This is a genomic window from Actinoplanes sp. NPDC048967 (genome assembly GCF_040649415.1).
Classification (GTDB): Bacteria; Actinomycetota; Actinomycetes; order Mycobacteriales; family Micromonosporaceae; genus Actinoplanes.
In genome coordinates this window covers 403,760-428,627 of sequence record NZ_JBEZFL010000001.1, presented here as the reverse complement: position 1 = coordinate 428,627, position 24,868 = coordinate 403,760, and the positions used below count along the sequence as shown (strand labels likewise).

Below are 24,868 nucleotides of genomic sequence, written 5' to 3'. Positions count from 1 at the left end.
GCCCGTTCGAGTAACCGGTGCAGGCCCGCGCACGGCGGGCCCGGAGGAAGGAGAGCACCGTGGGCGAGATCGTGGTCGTGGAGCAGCTGAGCCTGGACGGCGTCATGCAGGCACCGGGCAGTCCCGACGAGGACACCAGGGGCGATTTCCGGTACGGCGGCTGGGCCCGTCCCTACGCCGATCACGTCGCGGCCGCCACCATGGGCAAGGGGATGGGTGAGGACGGCGCGATGCTGTTCGGGCGGCGAACCTACGTCAGCTTGCACGGGTTCTGGGCCGGGCAGACCGACGGCAACCCGTACACCGAGGTGCTCAACCGCAAGACCAAGTACGTGGTCTCGCGCACTCTGGCCGGGCCGCTGCCGTGGCAGAACTCGGTGCTGGTCACGGGGGCGGCCGCCGACGCCGTGGCCGAGCTCAAGGCCGAGGTCGACGGGGCCCTGGTGGTGCTGGGCAGCGGCCGGCTCGTCCGGGCCCTGGCCGCCGCCGGGCTCGTCGACGAGTACGTCCTGTCGATCCACCCGCTCGCGTTGGGCGCCGGGACCAGGCTGTTCGGCGAGGGGGCCGCGGCGCACCGGACGATGACCCTGGCCGACACCGTGACCACCACCACCGGGGTGATCATCGCCCGCTACCGCCCGGTGGTCACCGGGTAGGCCGGCCGTAGGCCTCCAGCAGCCGCAGCCAGATCTCGCTGATCGTGGGGTACGCCGGCACCGCGTGCCACAGCCGGGCCAGGGGCACCTCACCGACGACCGCGATCGTCGCCGACTGCAACAACTCGGCGACGTCCGGTCCGGCGAAGGTCACGCCGAGCACCACCTCGCGCTGCTCGTCGACCACCATCCGCGCGGTGCCGGCGTACCCGTCCGCGTGCAGGCTCGCCCCGGCGACCCGGCCGATCTCGTAGTCGACCACGCGGACCTGGTGTCCGGCCTCGCGTGCGGCCGCCGCGGTGAGCCCGACCGAGGCCACCTGCGGGTCGGTGAAGACGACCTGGGGGACCGCGCGGTGGTCGGCCGTCGCGACGTGGGTGCCCCACGGCGCGTCCGAGACCGGCGCGCCGGCCGCCCGGGCCGCGATGACGTCGCCGGCCGCCCGGGCCTGGTACTTGCCCTGGTGGGTGAGCAGCGCGCGGTGCGTCACGTCACCGGCGGCATAGAGCCAGTCGGACCCCGGCACCCGCATGGTGTCGTCGGTGGTGATCCAGTCACCCGGGGTGAGCCCCACGGTCTCCAGGCCGATGCCACCGGTACGCGGTGTGCGCCCGGTCGCCACCAGCACCTCTTCGGCGGTGATCGTGGCACCGTCGCCGGTCCGGATCTCGACACCGTCGGCGGTCCGGGCGACCCGCGTGGTGGCGGTGCCCAGCAGGACCGTGGCGCCCCGCTCGCGCAACGCCGCGGCGACGAGCTCACCGGCGAACGGTTCCATGCCGCCCAGCAGGCCGCTGCGGGCGATCACGGTGACCTTCGTGCCGAAGCCCGCGTACGCCGTGGCCATCTCCGTCGCGACCACCCCGCCGCCGATGATCGCCAGGCTGCCCGGCACCTTGCGGGCGCTGGTCGCCTCCCGGCTGGTCCAGGGTCGCGCCGCGCGCAGCCCGTCGATGTCCGGCACAGCGGCGTCGGTGCCGGTGGCGACCGCGACGGCGTGGCGGGCGGTGAGCACGGTGGTGCCGCCGTCGGCCGCGGTGACCGTGACCTCGCGGACGCCGGTCAGGGCGCCGTGGCCGCGGATCAGGGAGATGCCCGCGCCCTCGACCCACTCCACCTGACCGGCGTCGGACCAGTCGTTGGTGAAGGAGTCGCGCCGGGCGAGCACCGCCGGCACGTCGAGGGTGCCGGTCACGGCCTGGGCCGCCCCGCCGACCTGCCGGGCGGCGCGGACCGCCTCGGCCGGGCGCAGCAGGGCTTTGGACGGCATGCAGGCCCAGTACGAGCATTCGCCGCCGACGAGCTCGTGTTCGACCAGGACGGCGGTCAGCCCGCCCCGCACGGCGCGGTCGGCGATGTTCTCCCCGACCGGACCGGCGCCCAGCACGATGACGTCGTACGCGGTCCCGGTGCTCTGTGTCATGCGCTCTGCGTACCACTCCCGCGGGAGCGGCGGGGGGCCGGGGGCGGATCCGTACCTCCCGGGTTCGATGATCGTGCAGAAGGTTGCGCATCTTCCGTGGACACTGCACGGTTGTATGCACGTGCAGCGGGGCACAGTGGTGGGCAGGGAGGAGACAATGACTTCGACGGAGCAGGACCACCGCAGTGGTCCCACGGCCCTGCGCATCCAGCTCGGCGTGCGGCTGCGGCGCCTGCGTCAGGCGCGGGGGATCTCGCGCGAGGCGGCGGGCTGGGAGATCCGCGGGTCGGAGTCGAAGATCAGCCGGATGGAGCTCGGCCGCGTCCCTTTCAAGGAACGCGACGTGGCTGACCTGCTCACCCTCTACGGCGTCGGCGAGCCGGAGAGCAGCGCGCTGCTGAGCCTGGCCCGGCGGGCGAACGCCCCGGCCTGGTGGCGGCAGTTCGGCGAGGTCGTGCCGCCGTGGTACCTGTCCTATCTGGGCCTGGAGGAGGCGGCGTCGCTGATCCGGGCGTACGAGGCGCACTACGTGCCGGGTCTGTTGCAGACCGCCGACTATGCCCGGGCCGTGCTGCGGCGCGAGCACGCGACCGCGCCGGCCGCGGAGATCGAGCGGCGCATCGAGTTGCGGTGCAACCGGCAGCGGGTGCTGACCCGGCCGGACCCGCCGCAGTTCTGGGCCGTGCTCGACGAGGCGGTGCTGCGGCGTGAGATCGGCGGCCGCGACGTGATGCGGGCGCAGGTGCGGGCGCTGCTGGAGGCGGCCCAGCGGCCGAACGTACGGCTGCAGATCGTGCCGTTCCATCAGGGAGCGGCCGGGCCGGCCGACTTCCCGTTCGCCATCATGCGGTTCTCGGAGCCGGAGCTGCCGGACGTGGTCTACGTCGAGCAGCTGACCGGGGCGATCTATCTGGACAAGCCCGGTGACGTGGAGCATTACCTGATCGCGATGGAGCGGGCCTGTCTGGAGGCGGAGCCTCCGGAGCGCACGGCGGCCATGCTCGACGACGCGCTGCATCAGATCGCGCGCTGACAGTCACGTTCGACACGCCGGGCATCGTCCGAACGGCGGGCCGGCCCGGCGGATCTTCCACTTTTGCTCCAGTGTGCATATGCACGTGCATCCGGCCTTGCGTCGGCCCGCGCATATGACGATGCTTGGGCACGTGCACGGTTACCGGACGAGGAGTGAAGCCATGGACGCCAATCGCGGCCCGAACCGGCCGGTGAGCCACTTCGCGGAGACGGACTACTGCTTCGGCACCGGCTCCCTGGACCTGCGCGTCGAACGTGTCGACTGGAACAGGCCGGTCCAGCGCGACGGCGAGAACTGGTACGAGGTCGAGGGCATCGAGTTCACTCCGGACGGCCGGGAGATCGGACGCCGGCAGGCCCTGGTCCGGGGCCGCCGGCTGTCCGCCCTGCCGCGCAACACGCGATCCTGAGCCCGCGTCAGCTGCCCGCGTTGATCGACGACGACGCGAGCCCACCGTTCATCAGGCCCCAGCGCTGCAGCAGCTCGGTGTAGCGCCCGGACCGGATGAGCGAGTCCAGCGCGGCGCGCAGCGCGTCCCGCAGTCCGGTGTTGTCCTTGGCCACGGCCAGTCCCATCAGGCCCGGCTCGTACTGCACGGTCGAGGCGAGCTGGTAGTACGAGCGGGTCCGCGCGTCGGTCGCGAGGTGGGCGGCCGGCGGATAGTCGTTCAGGATGGCGACCGCCCGCCCGGTGCGGACCTGGAGCAGGGCGTCCGCGTTGGTCTTGAAGTTCTTGATGATCATCTTGTTCGCCCCGCAACTGGGCTGGGAGCGGCGCAGCAGGTCGGCCTGCACAGTGGACTTCTCCACCGCCACGACCTGGCCGCACAGGTCCTTGAGATCCGAGATGCCGCGCGGGTTGCCCCGCTGGACGACGATCGCGGTGCCGGCGGAGAAGTAGTCGACGAAGTCCACCAGCTTCTCGCGTTCCGCGGTGTCGGTCATCGAGGAGAGCACGCCGTCGTAGGTGCCCTTGACGGTCTCGTCGATGGCCGAGCTGAAGTCGGCCGCAACCATCTCCACCTGGATCCCGGTGATCGAGCCGAGCGCCGCGGCGAGATCCGCGTCGAAGCCGATGATCGTGCGGCCGTCGGGCGCGTAGGACTCCATCGGCGCGTAGCTGGGGTCCGTGGCCAGCCGGATGCTGCCGCGGTCGCGGACGGCGTCCGGCAGCATGGCGCGGATCTGCTCGTCCACGGCCACTTCGCCGGTCGCCGTGTCATCCGTGCCGGCGGAGGCCGAGCCGCAGCCGCCGGCGGCCAGGGCCAGCGCGATGCCGGCGGTGGCCAGGCGGACGCGGCGGCGGGTCGAGTGCTTCATCGGAGACCTCCGGTGCTCAGTGGTGCGGGTTCGGTGGGCGCGGTTGCGGCTTCCGTGGCGAGCTCGGCGCGGGCGTGCCGGCCGCTGCCACGCGGGTTGAGGTAGAGGTCGAGCAGGTGCGGCCAGGCCGTGGGCCGGGCGAACAGGTAGCCCTGGGCGTCGTCACAGCCGGCGTCCGCGAGCCAGTCGCTGACCGCCGCCGTCTCCACGCCCTCGGCCGTGACCCGCAGGCCGAGCCCGTGGGCCAGGGCGATCACCGAGCGGACGATCGCCTGGTTCGGCGCGTCGGTGTCCAGGTCGGTGACGAAGCTGCGGTCGATCTTGACCTCGGCGACCGGTACGGACCGCAGCTGCGACAGGCTGGTGTAACCGATGCCGAAGTCGTCGACCGAGACCCCGATGCCGAGCGCGGTCAGCTCGACCACCGCGTCGGCGGCCGTCGCGGCGTCCCCGGCCAGCGCGGTCTCGGTGATCTCCAGCAGCAGCCGCCCGGCCGGCGTGCCGTGCTCGGCCAGCAACGCCGCCACGACCCGCGGGAAACCGGGGGCCTCGAGGTTGCGGGCGGAGACGTTGACGGCCACCGGCCACTGCTGGCCGAGCGCCGTCCAGCCGGCCTGGTCCTGCAGGGCCCGGCGCAGCACCCAGGCGGTCAGCGGCTCGATGAGCCCGGACTGCTCGGCCGCCGGCAGGAACTCGACCGGCGACAGCAGCCCGCGCTGCGGGTGCTGCCAGCGCACGAGCGCCTCCAGGCCACTGATCCCGTCGTCGGCCAGGCGCACCTTGGGCTGGTAGTGCAGGACGAGCTCGTCGCGCTCCAGCGCGTGACGCAGTTCGGTCTGCACCATCAGCCAGTGGGCGGGCTGCGCGACCTGGCTGCGGTCGTACAGGACGATGTCGGTGGTGCCGCGCTTGCCCTGGTACATCGCGGCGTCGGCGTGCTGGAGCAGCTCCTCGACGTCGGTACCGTGCTCCGGGTACAACGCCACGCCGAAGCTGGCCTCGATGCGCAGCGCGACGCCGTCGAGCAGGGTCTCCTGCCCGAGCTCGCCGCGGGCCGCCTCGAGCAGGTCCAGCACCGCGTCGCGGGGGAGCCCCGGCAGGATCAGGCCGAACTCGTCGCCGCCCAGCCGGGCCACGGTGCCGGTGCCGCCGAGCGCGCCGGACAGCCGGGACGCCACCACTCTGAGCAACTCGTCCCCGGCGTGGTGACCCAGCGTGTCGTTGACTTCCTTGAAGCGGTTGAGGTCGACCAGCACGACGGCGCCGCCGGGACCGTCCGCGGCGACGGTCTCCCGGGCGCGCGAGCGGAAGGCGGCCCGGTTGGGCAGGCCGGTCAGTGCGTCGTGCAGCGCCTCGTGCTCCTGCCGGGAGGCGTAGCGGCGCAGCGACCGCGAGGTGGACCACGCGATGAGGGCCAGGACCAGGTACAACCCGGCCAGGGCCGCGCCGAGCCGCCAGTAGGTGACGTACATCTGCCGGTGCAGATGCGCGGCGATCGCGTCGTACGGCAGGTAGAGCTCCAGCACCCCCACCGCCTGCCCGGAGGCGCCGACGATGACCGGCTGGAGCACCCGGATGACCATGCCGGAGCTGCGCCGGGAGTCGGCGACGACCGCGACGTCGGTACGGCCCGCGGCCGCCTCGCGGAAGGCCGGGGCGGTCACCGGGATGCCGCCGGCGGTGGAGCCGTCGTCGGAGAAGGCGACCTGCCCGGCGAAGCTGCGCAGCCGCATGCTGAGCACCGAGCCGTGGAAGATCGCGAGGTCGGTGGCCTCCTGCAGGCGCTGCCGCTGGTCCGTGGTGAGCCCGGCCGCGAGATCGGCGCCGTCCAGGGCGGGGGCGACGGCCATCTCCTCGATGACCGAGGCCTGAGCGCGGCCCTGGTCAGCGCTCTGCCGGGCGGCGTCGTCGCGGTAGCCCTGCACGAGCAGCACGCCCAGCAGCCCGACCAGTACCAGGCTGGCCGCGGCATAGGCGAGGAACACGCGCGAGCCCGCGCTGGTGCCCCGGCCCTTCCCGCTGCGCCTCATGGTCCCTCTATCGACGCCGCCGGGGCCGACTGAAGCGGTTGGCGCGGTCGCGGGCCTGTCGCAACGAAGCGGAAACATTGACTTGCATGCAGGATGCATTCTACGTTGTGGGACAGGTCACACGACCGCACAGATTTCCCGTCCGCGCTGCCCCCAGCGCGCGTTCCGCACCGCCGGCCGCGCCGCGATGACGCACGCACTGCAGGGTGTGCGCCCGCCGCCGGCACCGGCATCTCGTACGCAGCCGTACCCCGGGAGGCATGATGTCCGCTTCCGAAGCCCCACCCACCCCACGGTCCGTCGACGCCGTCGTCGTCGGGGCCGGTTTCTCCGGCATGTACCTCTTGCACCAGCTCCGCGAGCAGGGCCTGTCCGTCGTCGTCTTCGAGGCCGGCACCGACGTCGGCGGCACCTGGTACTGGAACCGCTACCCCGGTGCCCGGGTCGACGTGGAGAGCCTCGCCTACTCGTACTCCTTCTCCCCGGACCTGGAGCAGGAGTACCAGTGGGAGGAGCGTTACCCGACCCAGCCCGAGATCCTCAAGTACGCCCGGCACGTCGCCGACCGCTTCGACCTGCGCCGCGACATCGTCTTCCGGACCCGGGTGACCGCCGCGACCTGGGACGAGGAGGCCGGCACCTGGCTCGTCCGCACCGAGCACGGCGACGCCGTCAGCGCCCGGTTCTTCGTGATGGCCACCGGCTGCCTGTCCGCGTCCAAGATGCCGGAGATCCCGGGGCTGGAGACGTTCAAGGGCGCGACCTACCACACCGCGCACTGGCCGCACGAGGGCGTGGACTTCACCGGCAAGCGGGTCGCGCTCATCGGCACCGGCTCCTCGGGGGTGCAGTCGATCCGGTCATCGCCGAGCAGGCCGCGGACCTGACCGTCTTCCAGCGCACCCCGGCGTACTCGCTGCCGGCGCGCAACCGGCCGCTGCGGCCGGACGAGATCGCCGAGCGCAAGGCGAGCTACCGGGCGTACCGGCAGGCCCAGCGCGAGTCCGCCGCCGGCATTCCGGTGACCGTGCCGACGAAGTCCGCGCTGGAGGTCTCGGACGCGGAACGCGACGCGATCTTCGAAGCGGCCTGGGAGAGCGGGAGCCTGGTCAACCTGCTCTCCACCTTCACCGACCTGGCGACCGACCAGGCGGCCAACGACACGGCGAAACGGTGGATCCACCGCAAGATCCACGAGATCGTCAAGGACCCCGAGGTCGCCGACGACCTGTGCCCGGACTACCCGGTCGGCACCAAGCGGCCCTGCCTGGACACCGGCTACTACGAGACGTACAACCGGCCCGACGTGCACCTGGTCAACCTGCGGCGCACGCCGCTGGTGGAGATCACCGAGAAGGGCGTACGGACCGCCGAGCGCGAGTACGAGGCCGACATCATCGTCTACGCCACCGGCTTCGACGCGATGACGGGTGCGCTGACCAACGTCGACATCCGCGGCCGTGACGGCGTCTCGCTCAAGGAGACCTGGCAGGCCGGGCCGCGGACGTACCTGGGCCTCGGGTCGGCCGGCTTCCCGAACATGTTCATGATCACCGGCCCGGGCAGCCCGTCGGTGCTGTCCAACATGGTGGTCTCGATCGAGCAGCACGTCGACTGGGTGGCCGGGGTCATCCGGCATTTGGACACCGAGGGGCTGCGCACCATCGAGGCCACCCCGCAGGCCCAGGACGACTGGGTGGCGCACGTCAACGAGATCGCCGGCTACACGCTCTACCCCAAGGCGAACTCCTGGTACATGGGCGCCAACGTGCCCGGCAAGCCGCGTGTGTTCATGCCGTACGCCGGTGGGGTGGGCGCGTACCGCAAGCGTTGCGACGAGGTCGCCGCGAAGGGTTACGAGGGCTTCGCCCTCACCGTCTGACGATCCGCGAAGGAGAGCACCCATGTCCCGACGTCATCTGATCGACCCTGAGGTCGCCGTACCGCTGGAGGGTCTGCTCGAGGCCCTGCCCGGTGGTTTCAACGCCATCCCGGACATCGTCCAGCGCCGCGCCACCGTCGAGGCGCTGCTCGGCGCCATCGAGGTGCCGGAGAACCCGAACGTGGTCAAGGAGGACCGGACGGTGCCGGGGCCGGTCGGCGACCCTGACATCACCGTACGGATCTACCGGCCGCGCAACGCCACCGGCACCCTGCCGGGTATCTACTTCATCCACGGCGGCGGGATGATCCTCGGCAACATCGCCGGTGAGGACCCGACCGCCACCCTGCTCTGCGACGAGGTCGGCGCGGTCGTGGTCTCGGTCGAGTACCGGCTGGCCCCGGAGCACCCGCACCCGGCCCCGGCCGAGGACTGCTACGCCGGTCTGGTGTGGACCGCGGCGCACGCGGACGAGCTCGGTATCGACCCCGGCCGGCTCGCCCTCTACGGCGGCAGCGCCGGCGGTGGCCTGGTCATCGCCACCGCGCTGATGGCCCGCGACCGGGGTGGCCCGGCGCTGCGGTTCATGATGCCGATCTACCCGATGGTCGACGACCGCAACGAGACGGCGTCCAGCCACGAGATCACCGACATCGGCATCTGGGACCGGGCCGGCAACATCGAGGCCTGGGCCTGGTACCTGGGTGGCAAGGAGGCCGACCAGTACGCCGCCCCGGCCCGCGCGGAGGACCTGACCGGGCTGCCACCGGCCTTCATCGACGTCGGCACGGTGGACATGTTCCGCGACGAGGACATCGCCTTCGCCCAGCGGCTGATGGCGGCCGGGGTGCCCACCGAGCTGCACGTGCACCCGGGGAGCTATCACGCGGCCGAGACCTTCGCGGCCGACGCGGCGCTGTCCCGGCGTACGTGGGCGCTCCGGACCGACGCGTTGCGCCGAGCCCTGGCCTGACCCCTCTGCGGCGGCGGGTACTGAATCGTGGCGGATTTTCCTAAAAGGTGCGAAACACCTCAAAGAGGCCGCTAGCTTGATCTCAGTACCTGTCCGCAAGAGAAGGGTTCGTCATGAAACTGGTTCGAGGCTTCGCGTTGATCGTGGGAGTGGCCACCGCCGCCCTGGCGTTCTCGGCCCCCGCGAGCGCGCACGGCTACGACGACGACTACGACTACAACCACCACCACAACAAGGGTCACCACGGCAGTCAGCACAGCAGTGGCAACGTCGGCCTGCTGAACGGCAACCAGGCCTACTTCCCGGTGCACATCCCGCTGAACGTCTGCGGCAACAGCATCGCGATCCTCGGCCTGGCCAACAGCAACGCCGGCTGCGTCAACAACTGATCACCCGACCCGGGTAGGTGCCGGCCGTCGCCCACGGACGGCACCTACCACCTCGGGTCCGGCCCCCTCGGGCCCCGCCGGCTCAGCCGCGGCCCACCCGCAGCGTGCCGACCCCGGCCACGGCGTCCAGGTCGATCCGGTTCTTGCTGTCGGCCCAGTGCGGCGACAGGAACGAGGCACCCCGGGCCACCCCGTCGTCGGTGCGCCCGTCCAGCTTCACCTGACCGGCGCCGCCGCGGGCCCGTACCCGTACCGGCACGCCCTGGTCCGTGGAGACCTCGAAGCGGTTCACCCCGCCCGACAACCGGATCGGCAGCGTGCCGTCAGGCCGCGGCAGCGTCAGATCGATGCGCGCCGCGTCGCCGGCGAGGTCCACCGCGTCCACCTTGGCGTCGCCGAGGTCGAAGACCCCGGCCTTGATCCCGCCGGTGATCCGCATGCTCCACCGCACCTCGGCGTTGAGCAGCACGGTGACCGCCGCGTCGGGCCGCTTGGCCTTCTCGTCGAGGAACAGCCGCACGCCCTTGGCGTTGACCTGCGCGCGTGGCACCACGCTGCCGTCCTGCGGCGTGGTGATCCGGTACAGGTCGCCGCCGATGTCCCCGGTCCGCAGGTCGATCACCGCGGTGTTGCTGACCAGCTCGAACGCGGCTTCGGCGCGGCCCCGCGCGGGCGCGGAGATCACGTTGGCGGGCGCCGGGGCCGAGGACGGCGGGTCGGTCTGCGGCTCGATGGTCTGCGGCTCGATGGTCTGCGGCGGCGCGGTCGCCGGCGGTGGTGCCTCGGCATCGGGCTGCGGGGCCTGCGCGGCCGGGGGCGCATCCCTGCCGAGGAGGACGAAACCGGCGAAGCCGGCCCCGGCCACGAGTACGGCGGCCAGCGCCAGGACCGCCGGCAGGGCCCGCTTCGACCCGCGGGGCGGCGCGAAGGTGAGGTGGTCGGTGCCGTTCGGGCGGCCGGTGCGGTCGCCTTCGCGGATCCTTTCGCGGGTGCCTTCGCGCGTGCCTTCGCGGATGCCTTCGCGGGTGCCGGAGCGCAGCAGGGCGTCGACCGCTGCTTTCGTGGGTTCGTCGGTGTAGTGGTCGGCGGGCGGACCGATGCGGTGCGGCGCGTCGGGCCAGTAGTCCGAGATCGACGGCAGCGTGGGCGGCGTCGGGTCGGCGGGACGCCGGTACGGGGCGTCCGGGTCTGCCGGTACGGGGTTGTCCACTGCGCGTTGCTCCCTCGAGGGCAAGCACCGCCGGCCGCGGGTTCGCCGCGGTCGTCGGCGCGTGGTGATTCCCTCGTGACTACGGATGGGAGTGCGGTTCGGATCGATCACTGACGGTGAACCGAGGATTGCCTCTTGCCACGGTCCGCTTTTGCCCCGAATATTGCTGCTGCACCGCCCGCGCGGCGTCCCGCAGTCTTGTGCCCAGTGAACGGATCCGGATGTCGCCAGAGGACGGCCCGCTCGCCGAGGAGTGGGTACCACCGCCCCAGCACTTCGCCCCACCCCCGCGTACGTCGGCCGGCGTCCCGATGGCCGCTGTCACGGCTCCCGCGCCGCACCGGGCCACCGCGCCGGGCCGGACGCGTACGGTCGTGGTCGCCGCCGCCGTGATCGCCCTGCTCGCCGCGGTCGGACTGGCCGTCACCTCCCGCGACGAGAAGCGTCCCGGACCACTCTTCGTGGCCCTGCCGACCGTGCCGCCGGTGACCGTCGAGCCGAGCGGGCCGTCGCCCGCCGCCTCACCCGAGGACCGCCCCGCGCCACCGGCGACCACCCGGGTCCGCGACGTGGTGCCACCGCCGCGCACCCCGGCCGGCAGCCCGGTGCGTTCCACGTCGGCCGCGCCGGCCGTCGTCCTGCCGGTGGTCGGCCAGGAGCTCGGGCTGGAGCCGGTGGGGGAGCGTGGCCGGCGGGTCCGGCACCGCGACTTCGTGGCCCGGATCGACCCGGTCGGACCGGCCAGCCGGGAGCTGGACCGGGCCGACTCCCGCTTCACGGCGCGCGCGGGTCGCGGTGACGCCGCCTGCCTGTCGTTCGAGTCGTACAACTACCCGGGCTACTTCCTGCGCTCGCGGGAGTCGGCTCTGCGGCTGGAACGCGCGGACGGCAGCCGCGGGTACGACGCCGACGCGACGTTCTGCGCGGTGCCGGCGGGGGACGGCGGGTTCGTGCTGCGCAGCCGGAGCGCCCCGGACCGCTACGTGACCGAAAGTGACGCGGTGTTGTCACTGAACCGGGTGACCCCGGCCGCGGCTCAGGCTTTCGTCACTCGACCGCCACTCTGAGCCGCGCGGCCCGCGGCCCGCGGCCGCGGCCCGGCGCCGGTGGCGGCGCGGCGGCCGGCTTGCGGCGGGCGCCGGCGGGCGGCCCGAGGCCTCCGGCGGTCTGCGGCCGGGTCAGGCTGAGGCGCGCCAGACGATCGGCGTCGGGAGGAGTACGTTGCCCGGCGCCGGCTCCTCGCCGCGCAGCTGCCGCAGCACCAGATCCGCCGCGTTCCGTCCGATCTCCCGCGCCGGCTGGTGCACCGTTGACAGTGGCGGCTGGGTGCGCAACGCCCACGAGCTGTCGTCGAAGCCGACCACCCCGATGTCCCCCGGCGCGCTGCGACCAGCGTCCCGCAGCACCTCCAGCGCCCCCGCCGCCAGCGCGTCCGAGGCGGCGAAGAGCCCGTCGATGCGGGGCTCGCGGGCCAGCAGCTCCCGCATGCCTTTCACCCCGGACGCGTAGTCGTACAGCGGCACCTCCGCGACCAGCCGCGGGTCGAAGCGGTCACCCAGCGCCGCCCGGAAGCCGGTCAGACGGTCGGCGCCGGAGTCGCGGTCCAGCGCCGCCGCGATCATCGCGATGTGCTCGCGGCCGGTGGCGGCCAGCCGTTCGGTGATCGCGCGGGCCGAGCCGACGTTGTCGATGCCCACGTACGGGATGCTGCGGTGCAGGTCCGGCGGGTGGCCCACGAAGGTCGCGGGCAGCCGGAGCTCGGCGATGACCCGGGTGATCGGGTCGTGGCTGCGGGCCGAGACGATGATCGCCCCGTCGACGAAGCCGCCGCTGAGATAGCGGGCCACCCGTTCGGTGTCGCGGGCCGAGTCGACGACCAGGTTGACCATCTGGTGGTCGGCGACCGAGAGGACCTCGTTGGCGCCCAGCATGATGGCACCGATGTTGGGGTCGTCGAGCAGCAGCGAGTGCGGTTCCAGGGCCAGGAAGCCGACCGCCTGGGAGCGGCGCATCACCAGGTTGCGGGCGGCGGTGTTGGGCACGTAGCCGACCTCGGCGATCGCGGCCTCGATGGCGGCCCGGGCCTCGGCCGAGACGTAGCCGCCGTTCAGGACGCGGCTGACCGTGCCACGCGAGATCCCGGCCGCCGCGGCGACGTCGTGGACCGTGGCGCGTCTGGGCTTGCTCGGCGGGGCCACCTGAGCAGTGTAGGACCGGGCTCTTGACCTGGTCCGCGGGCCGTGCCTAGTGTGTGCACGTTCACACATCCGACTCGGCCCTGGTGTCGCGGCGCAATGTGTGCACGTGCACACACGTGGCGTGGGAAGGGGATCCGATGGCGGGCATCAGCCTCGGTTGCGACTACAACTTCGAGCAGTGGCCGCCGGAGGTGTGGGCCGAGGACGTCGCGCTGATGCGTACGGCGGGCATCGACCTCGTGGCCGTCAACATCTTCGGCTGGGCGAGCATCGAGCCCCGCCCCGGCGAGTACGACTTCAGCACCCTCGACACCATCATCGCCCTGTTGCACGACAACGGGATCCGCATCAACCTCGGCACCGGTACCTCGTCCCCGCCGCCCTGGCTGACCACCCGGCACCCGGAGATCCTGCCCGTGGTCGCCGACGGCACCACCCGCCACCCGGGCGGCCGGCAGGCCTGGTGCCCCAGCTCGCCGGTGTTCCGTGAGCACGCCCTGGCCCTGGTCGAGCAGGTCGCCCGCCGGTACGGCGACCACCCGGCGATCGCCCTCTGGCACGTCTCCAACGAGCTGGGCTGCCACAACGCGCTCTGCTACGACGAGGCCAGCGCCGAGGCGTTCCGGGTGTGGCTGGTCCGCCGCTACGGCAGCATCGACGCGCTCAACCAGGCCTGGGGCACCTCGTTCTGGAGCCAGCGCTACGCCGATTTCACCGAGGTCCAGCCGCCCCGGCTCGCGTTGTCCCTGCGCAACCCGGGTCAGCTCGTGGACTTCCAGCGGTTCAGCTCCGACGCGCTGCTCGAGCACTACCGGGCCGAGGCGGCCGTCCTGCGCCGGTACAGCGGCGCGCCGGTCACCACCAACTTCATGGTCACCGCGCACATCCGCGCGCTGGACTACTGGAGCTGGGCGCCGGAGATGGACGTCGTCGCCAACGACCACTACCTCGACCACCGTCTGGGCGACCCCGACGCGGAGCTGTCGTTCGCAGCCGACCTCACCCGGGGGCTGGCCGGCGGACGGCCCTGGATGCTCATGGAACAGTCCACCGGCGCGGTCAACTGGCAGCCGTACAACCTGGCCAAGCTGCCCGGGCAGATGCTGCGCAACTCACTGACCCACGTCGCGCGCGGCGCCGACTCGGTCTGCTTCTTCCAGTGGCGGGCCTCGGCCCAGGGTGCGGAGAAGTTCCACTCGGCGCTGGTGCCGCACGCCGGCACCGACACCGCCGGCTGGCGCGAGGTGCTCGAGCTGTCCGCGACGCTGGACGCGCTGGCCGAGGTGGCCGGCACGACGGTGCGGGCCGAGGTGGCGATCCTGTTCAGCTGGGAGTCGTGGTGGGCCACCGACACCGAGGCCCGCCCGTCGCAGGACGTGCGGTACCTCGACCAGGTGCACGCGGCCTACCGGGCGGTGCGCCGGCTCGGCGTGACCGCCGATGTGGTGGCTCCCGGTACGGACCTCAGCCGGTACCGCCTGGTGATCGTGCCCTGCCTGCACATGGTCTCGGACGCGGACGCCGCCGTGATCAACACGTACGTGGCCGAGGGCGGGCACGCCGTGGTGACGTTCTACAGCGGCATCGTCGACCTCGCCGACCGGGTCCGGCTCGGCGGCCACCCGGGCGCGTTCCGGGAGATGCTGGGCGTCGTCGCCGAGGAGTTCTTCCCGCTGCTGCCCGGCCACCAGGTCACCCTCACCGGGGGAGCGACCGCCACGCTCTGGACCGAGCACCTGCGGGCCACCACCGCCGAGATCGTCGACCGCTACGCCGACGGGCCGCTGCCGGGCGTCCCGGCGGTCACCCGCAACAGCCACGGCCAGGGCACTTCCTGGTACGTGGCCACCGCGCTGGACGACGACGGCCTGCGGGATCTCCTGCGCGCCGCCGTCCGTGGGGCCGGGGTCCGGGCCACCGGTCCGGAGAACGACGGCTCCGTCGAGGTGGTCCGCCGCACCGGCGGCGACCGCAGTTACGTCTTCGTCATCAATCACGGCCGGCAGGACATCGAGCACCCCGTCACCGGACGCGACCTGGTCACCGGGGAGGCCGTACCCGGGTTGCTCAAGGTCGGCGCCGGTGCCGTCCGTGTCGTCAGAGAGGAGCCGATCGGATGACCGTGACCGAGAAGGCGGTCGCCGGGGTGGTTCCGCCCGCGGCGGGGCTGCCGCGCCCGCGCCGTTCCCGGCACACCCGGGCAGTGCTGTTCTTCGTCGTGCCCTTCGGGGTGCTGTTCGTCCTCTTCTACCTGGTGCCCATCGGGTACGCGATCGTGCAGTCGCTGTACAAGCTGGAGCGCACCGGCACCTTCGGACCGGCCCGCGAGGTCTTCGGCGGGCTCGTGCAGTACGAGCGGGTCTTCGCCGACGGCCCGTTCTGGGCATCGGTCGGCCGGGTGCTGCTGTTCGGCGTCGTCCAGGTGCCGGTGATGTTGGGCCTGGCGCTGCTGCTGGCCCTGCTGCTCGACTCCGGACTGGTCAAGGGCCGGCGCTTCTTCCGGCTCGCGTTCTTCGTGCCGTACGCGGTGCCCGGGGTGGTCGCCGCGATCATGTGGGGCTACCTGTACTCGCCCAACCTGTCGCCGTTCACCGCGCTCACGGCCAACGTCGACTTCCTCAGCGCCGACCTCGTGCTGTGGGCCATGGCCAACGTCGTGACCTGGGTCTACGTCGGCTACACCATGCTGATCATCTACTCGTCGCTGCTGTCGATCCCCACCGAGATCTACGAGGCGGCCCGCATCGACGGGGCGGGGCAGTTCCGGATCGCCTGGTCGGTGAAGATCCCGCTGGTGCTGCCGGCGATCGTGCTGACCACCGTCTTCTCGATCATCGGCACGCTGCAGCTGATCGCCGAGCCGCAGGTGTTCCGCAGCTTCAGCTCCGCGGTGTCGAGCACCTACACGCCGAACCTCACTGTCTACTCCACCTCGTCGATCCCGAACTTCAACCTGGCGGCGGCCTTTTCCGTGGTGCTGGCGCTGGCCACGTTCGCCCTGTCCTTCACCTTCCTCAAGGCCACCCAGCGCCGGAGCGAGCGGTGAGCGCCCCCGGCCTGAAGGCGCGCGAGAGCCTGCTCTCCCGGACCGCGGCGATGATCGTCATGGGCGTCTGCACCGTCTACTTCCTGGTGCCGATCTGGTGGCTGTTCGTGGGCTCGTCCAAGAGCCGGGAACAGATCACCGGCACCAACCCGATCTGGTTCGCCGACTTCAACCTCGGCGCCAACATCCGCGAACTGCTGTCCTACGGCGACGGGGTGTTCCTGCGCTGGATGGTCAACAGCCTGCTCTACACCGGCGGGGCCGCGCTGCTGGGCACTCTGCTCGCCGCGATGTGCGGTTACGCCATCGCCAAGTACCGCTTCCCCGGCCGCGAGACGCTGTTCAACGTCGTCCTGGGCGGCGTGCTCGTGCCGGCCAGTGCCCTGGCGCTGCCGCTCTTCCTGATCTTCAGCAAGGTCGAGGCGACGAACACCTTCTGGTCGGTGTTCCTGCCCAGCGTGGTCAACCCGTTCGGGGTCTACCTGGCCCGGATCTACGCGACCGCGAGCGTGCCCGAGGAACTGCTGGAGGCCGCCCGGCTCGACGGCTCCGGTGAGGTCCGCAGCTTCTTCACCGTGTCGGTCCGGCTGATGTTCCCGGCCCTGGTGACGATCTTCCTCTTCCAGTTCGTGGCCGTCTGGAACAACTTCCTGCTGCCGCTGGTGATGCTCAGCGACGAACGGCTCTTCCCGGTGACGCTCGGCCTCTACTCCTGGAACAGCCAGGTGAGCACCATCCCGGAACTGCGCGGCCTGGTGATCGTCGGCGCGTTGCTCTCCATCACGCCCCTGGTGGTCGCCTTCCTCTTCCTCCAACGCTACTGGCGCAGCGGTATCGGCGCCGGAGCAGTCAAGTGATCCGCCTCCATCCCGTCCATCACAAAGGAAACGTTATGCGCGCATCCCTCCGGTCGGCCGGCGTGCTGCTGACCTCCGCCTTGCTGCTGGCCGCCTGCTCATCCGGCGGCGGCGACGACTCCGGCACGGACACCGCCGCGGCGTCGTGCAAGCCGTCGTCGGGCCCGGTCACCCTCACCTACACCTCGTGGATCCCGAACCTCGAGGAGGTCGTCGAGGTCTGGAACGCCAAGAACCCGAACATCCAGGTGAAGGTGCAGACCGGCCCGAACGGCAACGGCGGCACCTACCAGAACTTCTTCAACCAGCTCAAGGCCGGCAACGCCCCCGACCTCGGACACATCGAGTACGACGCGCTGCCCAGCTTCCGGGTCCAGGACGGCCTGGCCGACCTCGGCGGCTGCGACATCGTGGCCGCGGCCAAGGACCAGTTCGTGGACTGGACCTGGAACCAGGTCACGTTCGGCGAGCAGGGCAAGGTCTTCGGCATCCCGCAGGACTCCGGCCCGATGGCCATGTTCTACCGCGCCGACCTGTTCGACAAGGCCGGCATCGCCCCGCCGACCACCTGGGACGAGTACGCCGCGGCCGCCGAGAAGGTCAAGGCCGCCGGTGGCTACATCACCAACTTCTCGCAGAGCGACATCAACCAGTTCGCCGGGCTCGCCTGGCAGGCCGGCGGCCGGTGGTTCACCAACGACGGCAACCAGTGGACGGTCTCGCTGGACGACCCGAACACCAAGAAGGTCGCCGACTACTGGCAAGGCCTGATCGACAAGAAGCTGGTCTCGGCGGTGCCGCCGTGGACCCCGGAGTGGGACAACGCCTACAACACCGACAAGGCCTGGACCTGGGTCTCCGCGGTCTGGGGAGCCAACTCCATCGCCACCGGTGCGCCGCGGACGGCGGGCAAGTGGAAGGTCGCCCCGATGCCGCAGTGGGCCGCGGGGGACAAGAAGGCCGGTAACTGGGGCGGCTCGTCGACCGCCGTCTTCAAGGGTTCCAAGCACCCGTACGAGGCGGCGCAGTTCGCGCTGTGGCTGAACACCTCCGAGGAGGCGCTGACGCTGCTCAACGAGAAGGCGCAGCTGTACCCGGCCACCAAGGCGGGCGCCTCGCTGCCGGCCCTCAAGCAGGGCGTCAAGTTCTACGGCGACCAGCCGATCTACGACGTCTTCGCCGAGGCCTCCGGCCAGGTCACCCCGGACTTCACCTGGGGACCGACGATGACCGCCACCTACGCCAACGCCTCCGACGGGTTCAAGGCCGCCGTTTCCGGCAAGGGCACCCTGAACGACGCGCTCACCGCCGCGCAGGCGTCCACGATCCAGACACTCAAGTCGCAGGCGATCCCGGTCAAGGAGTGACCTGACGATCATCCGGCTGCGGGCCGCGGGCCCGGCCTCGTGCCGGACGTCCGGGCCCGCAGGCGGCTGCCGGTCAGTACTTGAAGTGGCTGACCAGGGACTGCAGGTGGTGGGCCATGCCGCTGAGCTCGACGACCGCCTGCCGGGACTGCCCGATGCCCTCGGTGCTGACCTGAGTGGCGTCGGCCAGCCCGGTGATGTTCGCGGCGATGTCACCCGCACCGGCGGCCGCGGCCGCGACACTGCGGCTCATCTCCTCGGTGGTCGCGGTCTGCTCCTCAACCGCGCTGGCGATCGTGGCCTGGTAGTCGTTGATCTCCGCGATGACCGAGCTGATCTCGCCGATCGCGGTCACCGCGCCGGTGGTGTCCGTCTGGATGGCCTGGACCCGGCGGGAGATGTCCTCGGTCGCGCGGGCGGTCTCCTGGGCCAGGTCCTTGACCTCGGAGGCGACCACGGCGAAGCCCTTGCCCATCTCGCCGGCCCGGGCCGCCTCGATGGTGGCGTTGAGGGCGAGCAGGTTGGTCTGCTCGGCGATGGCGGTGATCACCTTGATGACGTTGCCGATCTCGGCCGAGGACTCGCCGAGCTTGCCGACCTGGGCGGTGGTGGCCTCCGCGACGGAGACGGCCTTGCCGGCGACCTCGGCCGCCGCGGTGGCGTTCTGCGCGATCTCGCGGATCGACTGCCCCATCTCCTGGGTGCCCTTGGCCACGCTCGACACGTTCTCGGAGACGCCGGCCGCGGCCCGGGACACCGTGTGCGCCTGGCCGGCCGACAGCTCGGCCGAGTTGGCGATGGTGGTCGAGGTCGCGGACATCTCCTCGGCGGCCGCGGCGACCGAGTCGGCGGAACCGGCGACCGACGAGACCACCCGGCGCATGTTGGCCTGCGCCTGGTCCAGGGCCTGGGCCATCTGCCCGACCTCGTCCCGGCCGGTGACGTCCGCGCCGACGGTGAGGTCGCCGTCGGCCATCGCCCGCAGCGCGGTCCGGACCCGCTGCAACGGCTGGGTGATCGACTGCACCACCACGTACGCGAGCAGGCAGACGACCAGGGCGGCCAGCGCCACGGCGATCCACAGGATGCGCTCGGCCCGTTCCCGGCTCGCGGCGGCGGACCGCTGCGAACGCTCGACGGTGTCCAGGAACAGCGCCCGCTCGTTGGCCAGCACGGCACTGATCAGGTAGTTGTCGACCCCGATCTGCTCCCAGGAGAGGCGGGCGGCGCCCTGGTCGACCCCGGCCCCGGCCACGAAGCGGGTCAGCGTGGCGGTGTAATCGGCGGCGACCGTCTTGATGCGTTCCACGGCGGCGGCCAGCCCACCCGGCAGCGACACCGCCTCCAGCTTGGTCACCAGCGCGTTCGTGGCGTCGACCTGCTCCTTGAGCAGGGCGGCCTGGGCCTTGGCGTCGGACCGGATGACCGACTGCAGACCGTTGACCTTGAGCTCGCTGGCCGCCCGGTCGAGCTGCAGCACCAGGGCGCTGGCCGAGGTCAGCGTCTCCAGCCGGTCGGCGGTCCGTTCGGCGTTGCGGTTGTTGACCACCGTCACCACCAGGCAGCCGGCCAGGGCCACCAGGCTCGCGGCGACCAGCACGGTCAGCTTGACCCGGACGGAAAGATCCAGGAACCACCGGGTGGCGCGAACGCTGGCCATCGACGACTCTCCTCGCGGGTGCTGCGGCATCAGGCGGTGACCTCGGCGGCGGTGTAGTAACCGCTGTCGACCAGGACGCGCCGGTAGTTGGACTTGTCGACGTCGACCGGCTGCAGCAGGAAGGTGGGGATCACCTTGACCCCGTTGTTGTACTGCTCGGTGTCGTTGACCTCGGGGCGCCCGCCGGTCAGCAGCGAGTTGGTCATCTGCACGGTCACCTTGGCCAGCTCCCGGGTGTCCTTGTAGACGGTCTCGGTCTGCTTGCCGGCGGCGATCAGCTTCACGGAGTCGAGCTCGGCGTCCTGCCCGGTGATGACGGGCACCTTCTTCGCACCGCCGTACCCCGCGGCCCCGAGCGCGTCGAGAATGCCCCGACTGAGCCCGTCGTACGGCGAGAGCACGGCATCGACACGCGCGGACCGGTAGTGCTCGGCCAGCAACCGGGCCATCCGCTTCTTGGCGACCGCACCGTCCCAGCGCAGCGTGGCAACCTTGGCGAAAGCGGTCTCGCCGCTGCGTACCACCAGCCGGCCGGAGTCGATCTGCGGCCGCAGCACACTCATGGCGCCGTTGAAGAAGAACGTGGCGTTGTTGTCGTCCGCGGAGCCGGCGAACAGCTCGACGTTGAACGGCCCCTTGCCCTTGAGCCCGTCGAGGACCGCGGTGCCCTGCAACACCCCGACCTTGAAGTTGTCGAAGGTCGCGTAGTAGCTCAGGTCGGCGCTGTCCCGGATCAGCCGGTCGTAGGCGATCACCGGGATCTTCGCGGCCGCGGCCCGACCCAGCACGTCCTTGAGCGCGGTGCCGTCGATGGCGGCGATGACCAGCGCCTTGTCACCCCGCGCGACCATCGTCTCCAGCTGCGCGACCTGGGCCTTGACGTCGTCCTCGGCGTACTGCACGTCGGGCCGGTAACCGAGCAGCGTGAACTGGCGGGCGAGGTTGTCCCCGTCGGCGATCCACCGCTCACTCTTCTTGGTCGGCATGGCGATACCGACGACACCCCGATCCGGCGCGGCGGCGATGTCGTCCCCGCCGTCCCCACCACACCCGGAAACCGCCAGCACCAGCAGCCCGGCGACGAGCGCCCGTCTCCCCAGCATCAACCGGCCCTCTCGGTGCGACAAAACCCCGTCCGACGCGAAACACGAGAAGCCTATGCCCGGCAATCCCCCGATAAGTGGCGTTTCCCGGATACGCCGACGTGGCACCGGATCGCTACCGTGACCCATCGACACAGGTCGACACGGGAGTGCTCATGAACGCCGAGGCGTGGGACAGCGATCCCATTCTGGAACCTGGTGCGGCACTGGACCGGCTGGCGGCCTGGAAGGACCGGATCGACCGGCTGGCCACCGACACCAGGGCGATGAGCGTGCAGCTCGACCGGCTCCGGGTCACCGCCACCGACGACAGCGGAACGGTGGAGGTGACCGTCGACGCCCAGGGCGCCCTGGTGGACCTGCGGCTGGGCCGGGGGATCCAGCAGCTGGAACCGGAACGGGTCGCCGACGCGATCATGACCACGATCCGGGCGGCCAAGGGCCGGATCGCCGGCCGGGCCCAGGAGATCGTCGCGGAAACCATCGGCACGGAATCGCCGGCCGCCCAGGCGATCGCCGCCCAGATCGGCGAACGGCTGAGCACGCCGTGACCGACGAGCTCACCGTCGACGCGGCCCAGCTCCGCCGGCACATCGCCCACCTGGAAGCGGTGCGCGCCCGGTTCGACGCGGTCAGATCCGCCAGCGCCGCCATCGCCCAGGACGGCGCGGCGTACGGGTTGCTCTGCGGCTGGCTGCCCCCGGTGCTGGAAGGGCGCCACCAGCGGCAGGACAGCCTGGTCGGGTACGTGACGGAGAACCTCGCACTGGCCGCCGACGCGCTTACCGAGGTCGCCGCGGCCTACGAGGACACCGACGCGGGCGCCGCCGAGACGGTCCGCAAGGCCGGCGAACGGCCGGGACGATGAGTGACCACTCACTGGTCGCCGACGTGTCCTCGACCCGTCAGCCGTGGACCGGGATGTCCCTGGCGGAGAACTTCGAAGGCCTGGTCGCCGCGATCAAGAGCGAGGGCTGGGTCGACGACCTGCTCGCCGGCGCGGCCTTCGGGACCGAGGTGGTGGCCACCGCGATCGACCCGTTCAGCGCGCTGCTCGCCAACGGCCTGGGCTGGGCGATGGAGTACTTCGAGCCGCTGCAGCACATGCTCGACCAGCTCGCCGGCATGCCGGACGTGGTCGCCGCGCATGCCGCCACCTGGGACAACATCGCGGCCGAGCTGAACGACACGGCGGAGGAGCTCAGCTCGTACCTCACGAGCGATCTGCCCGACTGGAACGGCCGGGCCGCCACCGCGTACGCGGGCATGATGGGCCACAACGTGGCCGCCGTCGGCGGACTGAGCGCGGTGGCCGCCGCAATGGCGGCGGCGACCGTAGCAGCGGGCAACCTGGTCCGCTTCACCCGCGACATCGTCCGGGACCTGATCGCGGACCTGGTCGCCCGGGTCATCGTGTGGGCGGCCGAAGCCATCTTCGTGGTGACCATCCCGGTGATCGCCGCCCAGATCACCGCCGCGGTGGTCAAGTGGGCCGGCCGCATCCTGAGCTACACCACCGCCCTGGTGACCAGCCTGACCAACCTGACCCGCCTGGTGCAGGGGTAGGTGGCACGGCGTGGCGCGCGGGGGAGGGGGCCGGGACGGCGGTGACGGTTCGCCGCCCGGTGGGCGGCCGGGGCGTCCGCACGGGGGCGGGAACGAGAGCATCGCCGCGGCCCAGGAGACGGTCTCGGCAGAGGCGCAGCTGGGCCGCCCGAGCGGCGGCGCCGGCGGCACCCGGACCGGAGACGAACCGGCCACCCTGGCATCGGCCGGCCCGGACACGAGGGTCGCGCAGTCGTTCGTCGACAACATCACCCGGGATCCGAGATCGGTGTCCGGGCGCTCCGCGCAGGACATCGCCGACCAGTTCAGCGCCGCCGGATATCCCGCGACGGTCGAGCAGAGCCACAAGAAGGGCACGTCCGGCCAGGCCGTGCAGGTACGCATCCAGAACCATCCCGAGATCACCAACATTCAGGTGCACCCGGGCGGCGGCCGGCACACGCCGGAGGGCTCGCCATACTGGAAGATCTCGACGAGTACGGCCGGCAAGACGTGGGTCATCCCCAGCGACTTCCGGGGCGCTGACGAGCTGGGCGGGAACGTGATTCGCTATGACGAATAAGCTGATCAAGGTCGACCGGGTGCGTTCGGCGGCGGAGGCGGCGGGTCTCGAGGCGCTCGGTGCGGACCTTGTCGGCGTGTCCCTGACCGCGGATCCCCGCTTCTACGACGACCGCACGGTGACCGTCGAGCAGGCCGCAGTCATCGGCCGGGCGTTGCAGCGGGCCACCCTCGTCACGGCGATGGAGCTCGGCAAGGATCCCGCGCGCGTCCTGCGCAGCGTCGCGGCGACCCGCGCCGGCATGGTTCAGCCGATCACCGGAGCGATCCCGCCGCCCGAGGTCCGCGAAGCGCTGGCCGGTGCCGGGGTCGGCATCGTGTACGGCGGCATCGAGATCGCCCACGACGACGACCCGGGCTGGGTCTTCAGCGCCTACGCCGGCGAGCCGGACCTCAACGCGGTCCTGTTCCACGTCGACGTGCTGCCCGAGTACCGCGACTCGTGGAGGTTCCTGCGCGACCGGGCCCCGGAGTACGAGGAGGAGTTCCAGATCGCGGACCTCGACGAGCTGGGCCGCGAGCGTCCCATCGTCGTCGGGCTGGACTTCACCCCGGACAACGTGCGGGAGATCGTCACCGCGCTTCCCTCGGTGCGGGGGATCGCCCTGACCCTGGCCGAGCAGGGCCGGCGGAGCGACGCCCGGTTCCACCGCTACGCCGACGCCGTACGCGTCCTCAGCGCTTACCGGCCAGCTCCCGGTACTCCGCCCACGGGATGACCGGCCGCGCCAATCCACGCCGGTCCAGGTAGCGCTTGGTCGCGGCCCGGCAGTTCCGCACCGTCCGGACCATGTCGCGGGGCCCTCGCCCCATCGGCTCGATCGCTTTCTCCGGGGTCAGCACCCACCCCACCCCGGTACGCGCCAACCGCCCCCGGACCACCGCATTGTGCAGCGCAGCCAGTTTCTCGTCGTGCCGGTGCACCAGCAGGCTCGCCGGGCCCGCCGCCACCCCCGCGTCCTCGTCCAGCTCGACCCCGTACCCGTCCGCCGTGCTGGTGATCGTGGTTCGGCGCAGCACCGGCGCCCCCTCGCTGTCCGTCGCGGCGAGCACCGCAGTGCCGTACCCCTGCAGCGCGTGGGCCCCCGGCAGTGGGCCGTCGGTGATGCCCGGCCCGGGCGCCGGGCGGGGTGCCGTCGTGATCTTCGTCGGGGTCACCGTGATCAGCAGCCGCATGAAGTACCAGTCGGTGAACCGGCGGGCCGCCACGTTCAGATAGGCGCGTGCGGCCGGCTGTCTTTCGAACAGCGACTCCCACAGCCGGCCCAGTTCACCCTCCGGGACCGTGTGGATCTTCTCGGGGCAGGTTGCCGTGCCGCGGATCAGGATCTGCGGCGGGTCCGGCAGGCCGCTGCCGGTCGGGTCCGAGAGCAGCAGCGCGACCCGGCCGTCGCGGCGCACGTTCAGTGCCTTCCGCGGGAAGGCCAGTGACGTGGTCACCAGCAGGGTGCCGTCGTCGCCGCGCAGGATGGCGGTGGGCCAGGCGATCGGGGTGCCGTCGGGCGCCAGGGTGGCGAACTCGGCCGTCCGGTACGCGTCGACGGTACGGGCCAGGGCGTGGTCGCTGCGCAGCATGGCCGTGATCGTACTGA

Annotated in this window: 25 protein-coding genes; 17 read left to right on the top strand and 8 right to left on the bottom strand. The window is 71.7% G+C overall.

Features of this window, described 5'->3' with window-relative positions:
• Positions 1 to 59: 59 nt before the first annotated feature.
• Positions 60 to 656, top strand: a complete 597-nt coding sequence (locus AB0C12_RS02035; protein ID WP_360543155.1) for a dihydrofolate reductase family protein — start codon at positions 60 to 62, stop codon at positions 654 to 656.
• Here the strand turns inward: AB0C12_RS02035 and AB0C12_RS02030 are convergent.
• Positions 646 to 2,079 carry an NAD(P)/FAD-dependent oxidoreductase gene (locus AB0C12_RS02030; protein WP_360543153.1) on the bottom strand — a complete coding sequence of 478 codons (1,434 nt, stop codon included), beginning with the start codon at positions 2,077 to 2,079 and terminating at the stop codon, positions 646 to 648. The genes AB0C12_RS02035 and AB0C12_RS02030 overlap by 11 nt on opposite strands.
• Positions 2,080 to 2,236: 157 nt before the next feature.
• Here AB0C12_RS02030 and AB0C12_RS02025 point away from each other — a divergent pair, with 157 nt between their 5' ends.
• Both AB0C12_RS02025 and AB0C12_RS02020 read left to right on the top strand, forming a co-directional pair.
• A complete protein-coding gene (locus tag AB0C12_RS02025) occupies positions 2,237 to 3,112 on the top strand; it encodes a helix-turn-helix transcriptional regulator (RefSeq protein WP_360543151.1) in 876 nt (291 codons plus the stop codon).
• 163 nt (positions 3,113 to 3,275) lie between these two features.
• Complete coding sequence (locus AB0C12_RS02020; protein WP_360543149.1) at positions 3,276 to 3,524, top strand: hypothetical protein; 249 nt, start codon at positions 3,276 to 3,278, stop codon at positions 3,522 to 3,524.
• 7 nt (positions 3,525 to 3,531) lie between these two features.
• Here the strand turns inward: AB0C12_RS02020 and AB0C12_RS02015 are convergent, their stop codons facing one another.
• Together AB0C12_RS02015 and AB0C12_RS02010 are read right to left on the bottom strand one after the other, a co-directional pair.
• A complete protein-coding gene (locus AB0C12_RS02015) occupies positions 3,532 to 4,434 on the bottom strand; it encodes an ABC transporter substrate-binding protein (RefSeq protein WP_360543147.1) in 903 nt (300 codons plus the stop codon).
• Complete coding sequence (locus tag AB0C12_RS02010; RefSeq protein ID WP_360543145.1) at positions 4,431 to 6,464, bottom strand: EAL domain-containing protein; 2,034 nt, start codon at positions 6,462 to 6,464, stop codon at positions 4,431 to 4,433. Before AB0C12_RS02010 ends, AB0C12_RS02015 begins: the two co-directional genes overlap by 4 nt.
• Positions 6,465 to 6,727: 263 nt before the next feature.
• Here AB0C12_RS02010 and AB0C12_RS02005 point away from each other — a divergent pair, with 263 nt between their 5' ends.
• The 4 genes from AB0C12_RS02005 to AB0C12_RS01990 all read left to right on the top strand — a co-directional run bounded on the left by AB0C12_RS02005 (position 6,728) and on the right by AB0C12_RS01990 (position 9,708).
• Positions 6,728 to 7,351, top strand: a complete 624-nt coding sequence (locus tag AB0C12_RS02005; RefSeq protein ID WP_360543143.1) for an NAD(P)/FAD-dependent oxidoreductase — start codon at positions 6,728 to 6,730, stop codon at positions 7,349 to 7,351.
• Positions 7,352 to 7,491: 140 nt separating this feature from the next.
• Positions 7,492 to 8,346 (top strand): hypothetical protein, encoded by an 855-nt coding sequence (locus tag AB0C12_RS02000; protein ID WP_360543141.1) that lies wholly within the window; start codon positions 7,492 to 7,494, stop codon positions 8,344 to 8,346.
• A 22-nt stretch (positions 8,347 to 8,368) separates the two neighbouring features.
• Positions 8,369 to 9,319 (top strand): alpha/beta hydrolase, encoded by a 951-nt coding sequence (locus tag AB0C12_RS01995; RefSeq protein WP_360543139.1) that lies wholly within the window; start codon positions 8,369 to 8,371, stop codon positions 9,317 to 9,319.
• 113 nt (positions 9,320 to 9,432) lie between these two features.
• On the top strand, positions 9,433 to 9,708 hold the full coding sequence (locus tag AB0C12_RS01990) for a chaplin (RefSeq protein WP_360543138.1): 276 nt from the start codon (positions 9,433 to 9,435) through the stop codon (positions 9,706 to 9,708).
• A gap of 82 nt (positions 9,709 to 9,790) precedes the next feature.
• On the opposite strand, the gene AB0C12_RS01985 is transcribed toward AB0C12_RS01990, so the two are convergent.
• On the bottom strand, positions 9,791 to 10,918 hold the full coding sequence (locus AB0C12_RS01985) for a hypothetical protein (RefSeq protein ID WP_360543136.1): 1,128 nt from the start codon (positions 10,916 to 10,918) through the stop codon (positions 9,791 to 9,793).
• A 221-nt stretch (positions 10,919 to 11,139) separates the two neighbouring features.
• Between AB0C12_RS01985 and AB0C12_RS01980 the strand changes: the two genes are divergently transcribed.
• Positions 11,140 to 11,985 (top strand): AbfB domain-containing protein, encoded by an 846-nt coding sequence (locus AB0C12_RS01980; RefSeq protein ID WP_360543134.1) that lies wholly within the window; start codon positions 11,140 to 11,142, stop codon positions 11,983 to 11,985.
• A 111-nt stretch (positions 11,986 to 12,096) separates the two neighbouring features.
• On the opposite strand, the gene AB0C12_RS01975 is transcribed toward AB0C12_RS01980, so the two are convergent.
• Positions 12,097 to 13,116 carry a LacI family DNA-binding transcriptional regulator gene (locus AB0C12_RS01975; protein WP_360543132.1) on the bottom strand — a complete coding sequence of 340 codons (1,020 nt, stop codon included), beginning with the start codon at positions 13,114 to 13,116 and terminating at the stop codon, positions 12,097 to 12,099.
• Positions 13,117 to 13,253: 137 nt separating this feature from the next.
• Here AB0C12_RS01975 and AB0C12_RS01970 point away from each other — a divergent pair, with 137 nt between their 5' ends.
• From AB0C12_RS01970 to AB0C12_RS01955, 4 genes are read left to right on the top strand one after another with little or no spacing between them, the layout of a single operon-like run.
• Positions 13,254 to 15,236, top strand: a complete 1,983-nt coding sequence (locus AB0C12_RS01970) for a beta-galactosidase (RefSeq protein WP_360543130.1) — start codon at positions 13,254 to 13,256, stop codon at positions 15,234 to 15,236.
• Positions 15,233 to 16,162 (top strand): sugar ABC transporter permease, encoded by a 930-nt coding sequence (locus AB0C12_RS01965; protein WP_360543128.1) that lies wholly within the window; start codon positions 15,233 to 15,235, stop codon positions 16,160 to 16,162. The genes AB0C12_RS01970 and AB0C12_RS01965 overlap by 4 nt, the downstream gene beginning before the upstream one ends.
• Complete coding sequence (locus AB0C12_RS01960; RefSeq protein ID WP_360543126.1) at positions 16,159 to 17,019, top strand: carbohydrate ABC transporter permease; 861 nt, start codon at positions 16,159 to 16,161, stop codon at positions 17,017 to 17,019. The genes AB0C12_RS01965 and AB0C12_RS01960 overlap by 4 nt, the downstream gene beginning before the upstream one ends.
• 35 nt (positions 17,020 to 17,054) lie before the next feature.
• Positions 17,055 to 18,386 (top strand): extracellular solute-binding protein, encoded by a 1,332-nt coding sequence (locus tag AB0C12_RS01955; protein ID WP_360543124.1) that lies wholly within the window; start codon positions 17,055 to 17,057, stop codon positions 18,384 to 18,386.
• Positions 18,387 to 18,459: 73 nt separating this feature from the next.
• On the opposite strand, the gene AB0C12_RS01950 is transcribed toward AB0C12_RS01955, so the two are convergent.
• Positions 18,460 to 20,046: a methyl-accepting chemotaxis protein gene (locus AB0C12_RS01950; protein WP_360543122.1), complete on the bottom strand. Its 1,587-nt coding sequence runs from the start codon at positions 20,044 to 20,046 to the stop codon at positions 18,460 to 18,462.
• Positions 20,047 to 20,075: 29 nt separating this feature from the next.
• Entirely contained in the window at positions 20,076 to 21,149 is a 1,074-nt protein-coding gene (gene chvE, locus AB0C12_RS01945; RefSeq protein ID WP_360543120.1) for a multiple monosaccharide ABC transporter substrate-binding protein, read from the bottom strand.
• Positions 21,150 to 21,304: 155 nt separating this feature from the next.
• Here chvE and AB0C12_RS01940 point away from each other — a divergent pair, with 155 nt between their 5' ends.
• From AB0C12_RS01940 to AB0C12_RS01920, 5 genes are read left to right on the top strand one after another with little or no spacing between them, the layout of a single operon-like run.
• Positions 21,305 to 21,700, top strand: a complete 396-nt coding sequence (locus AB0C12_RS01940) for a YbaB/EbfC family nucleoid-associated protein (protein WP_360543118.1) — start codon at positions 21,305 to 21,307, stop codon at positions 21,698 to 21,700.
• Complete coding sequence (locus tag AB0C12_RS01935; protein WP_360543116.1) at positions 21,697 to 22,017, top strand: type VII secretion target; 321 nt, start codon at positions 21,697 to 21,699, stop codon at positions 22,015 to 22,017. The genes AB0C12_RS01940 and AB0C12_RS01935 overlap by 4 nt, the downstream gene beginning before the upstream one ends.
• Entirely contained in the window at positions 22,014 to 22,715 is a 702-nt protein-coding gene (locus AB0C12_RS01930) for a hypothetical protein (RefSeq protein ID WP_360543114.1), read from the top strand. The genes AB0C12_RS01935 and AB0C12_RS01930 overlap by 4 nt, the downstream gene beginning before the upstream one ends.
• Positions 22,716 to 22,725: 10 nt before the next feature.
• On the top strand, positions 22,726 to 23,277 hold the full coding sequence (locus AB0C12_RS01925; RefSeq protein ID WP_360543112.1) for a hypothetical protein: 552 nt from the start codon (positions 22,726 to 22,728) through the stop codon (positions 23,275 to 23,277).
• Complete coding sequence (locus tag AB0C12_RS01920) at positions 23,267 to 23,995, top strand: hypothetical protein (RefSeq protein WP_360543110.1); 729 nt, start codon at positions 23,267 to 23,269, stop codon at positions 23,993 to 23,995. Before AB0C12_RS01925 ends, AB0C12_RS01920 begins: the two co-directional genes overlap by 11 nt.
• On the opposite strand, the gene AB0C12_RS01915 is transcribed toward AB0C12_RS01920, so the two are convergent.
• The gene (locus AB0C12_RS01915) at positions 23,952 to 24,851 is read right to left on the bottom strand and encodes a pyridoxamine 5'-phosphate oxidase family protein (RefSeq protein ID WP_360543108.1); all 900 of its coding nucleotides are present in this window, start codon (positions 24,849 to 24,851) and stop codon (positions 23,952 to 23,954) included. The two genes, AB0C12_RS01920 and AB0C12_RS01915, sit on opposite strands and share 44 nt — an antisense overlap.
• Positions 24,852 to 24,868: the final 17 nt, after the last annotated feature.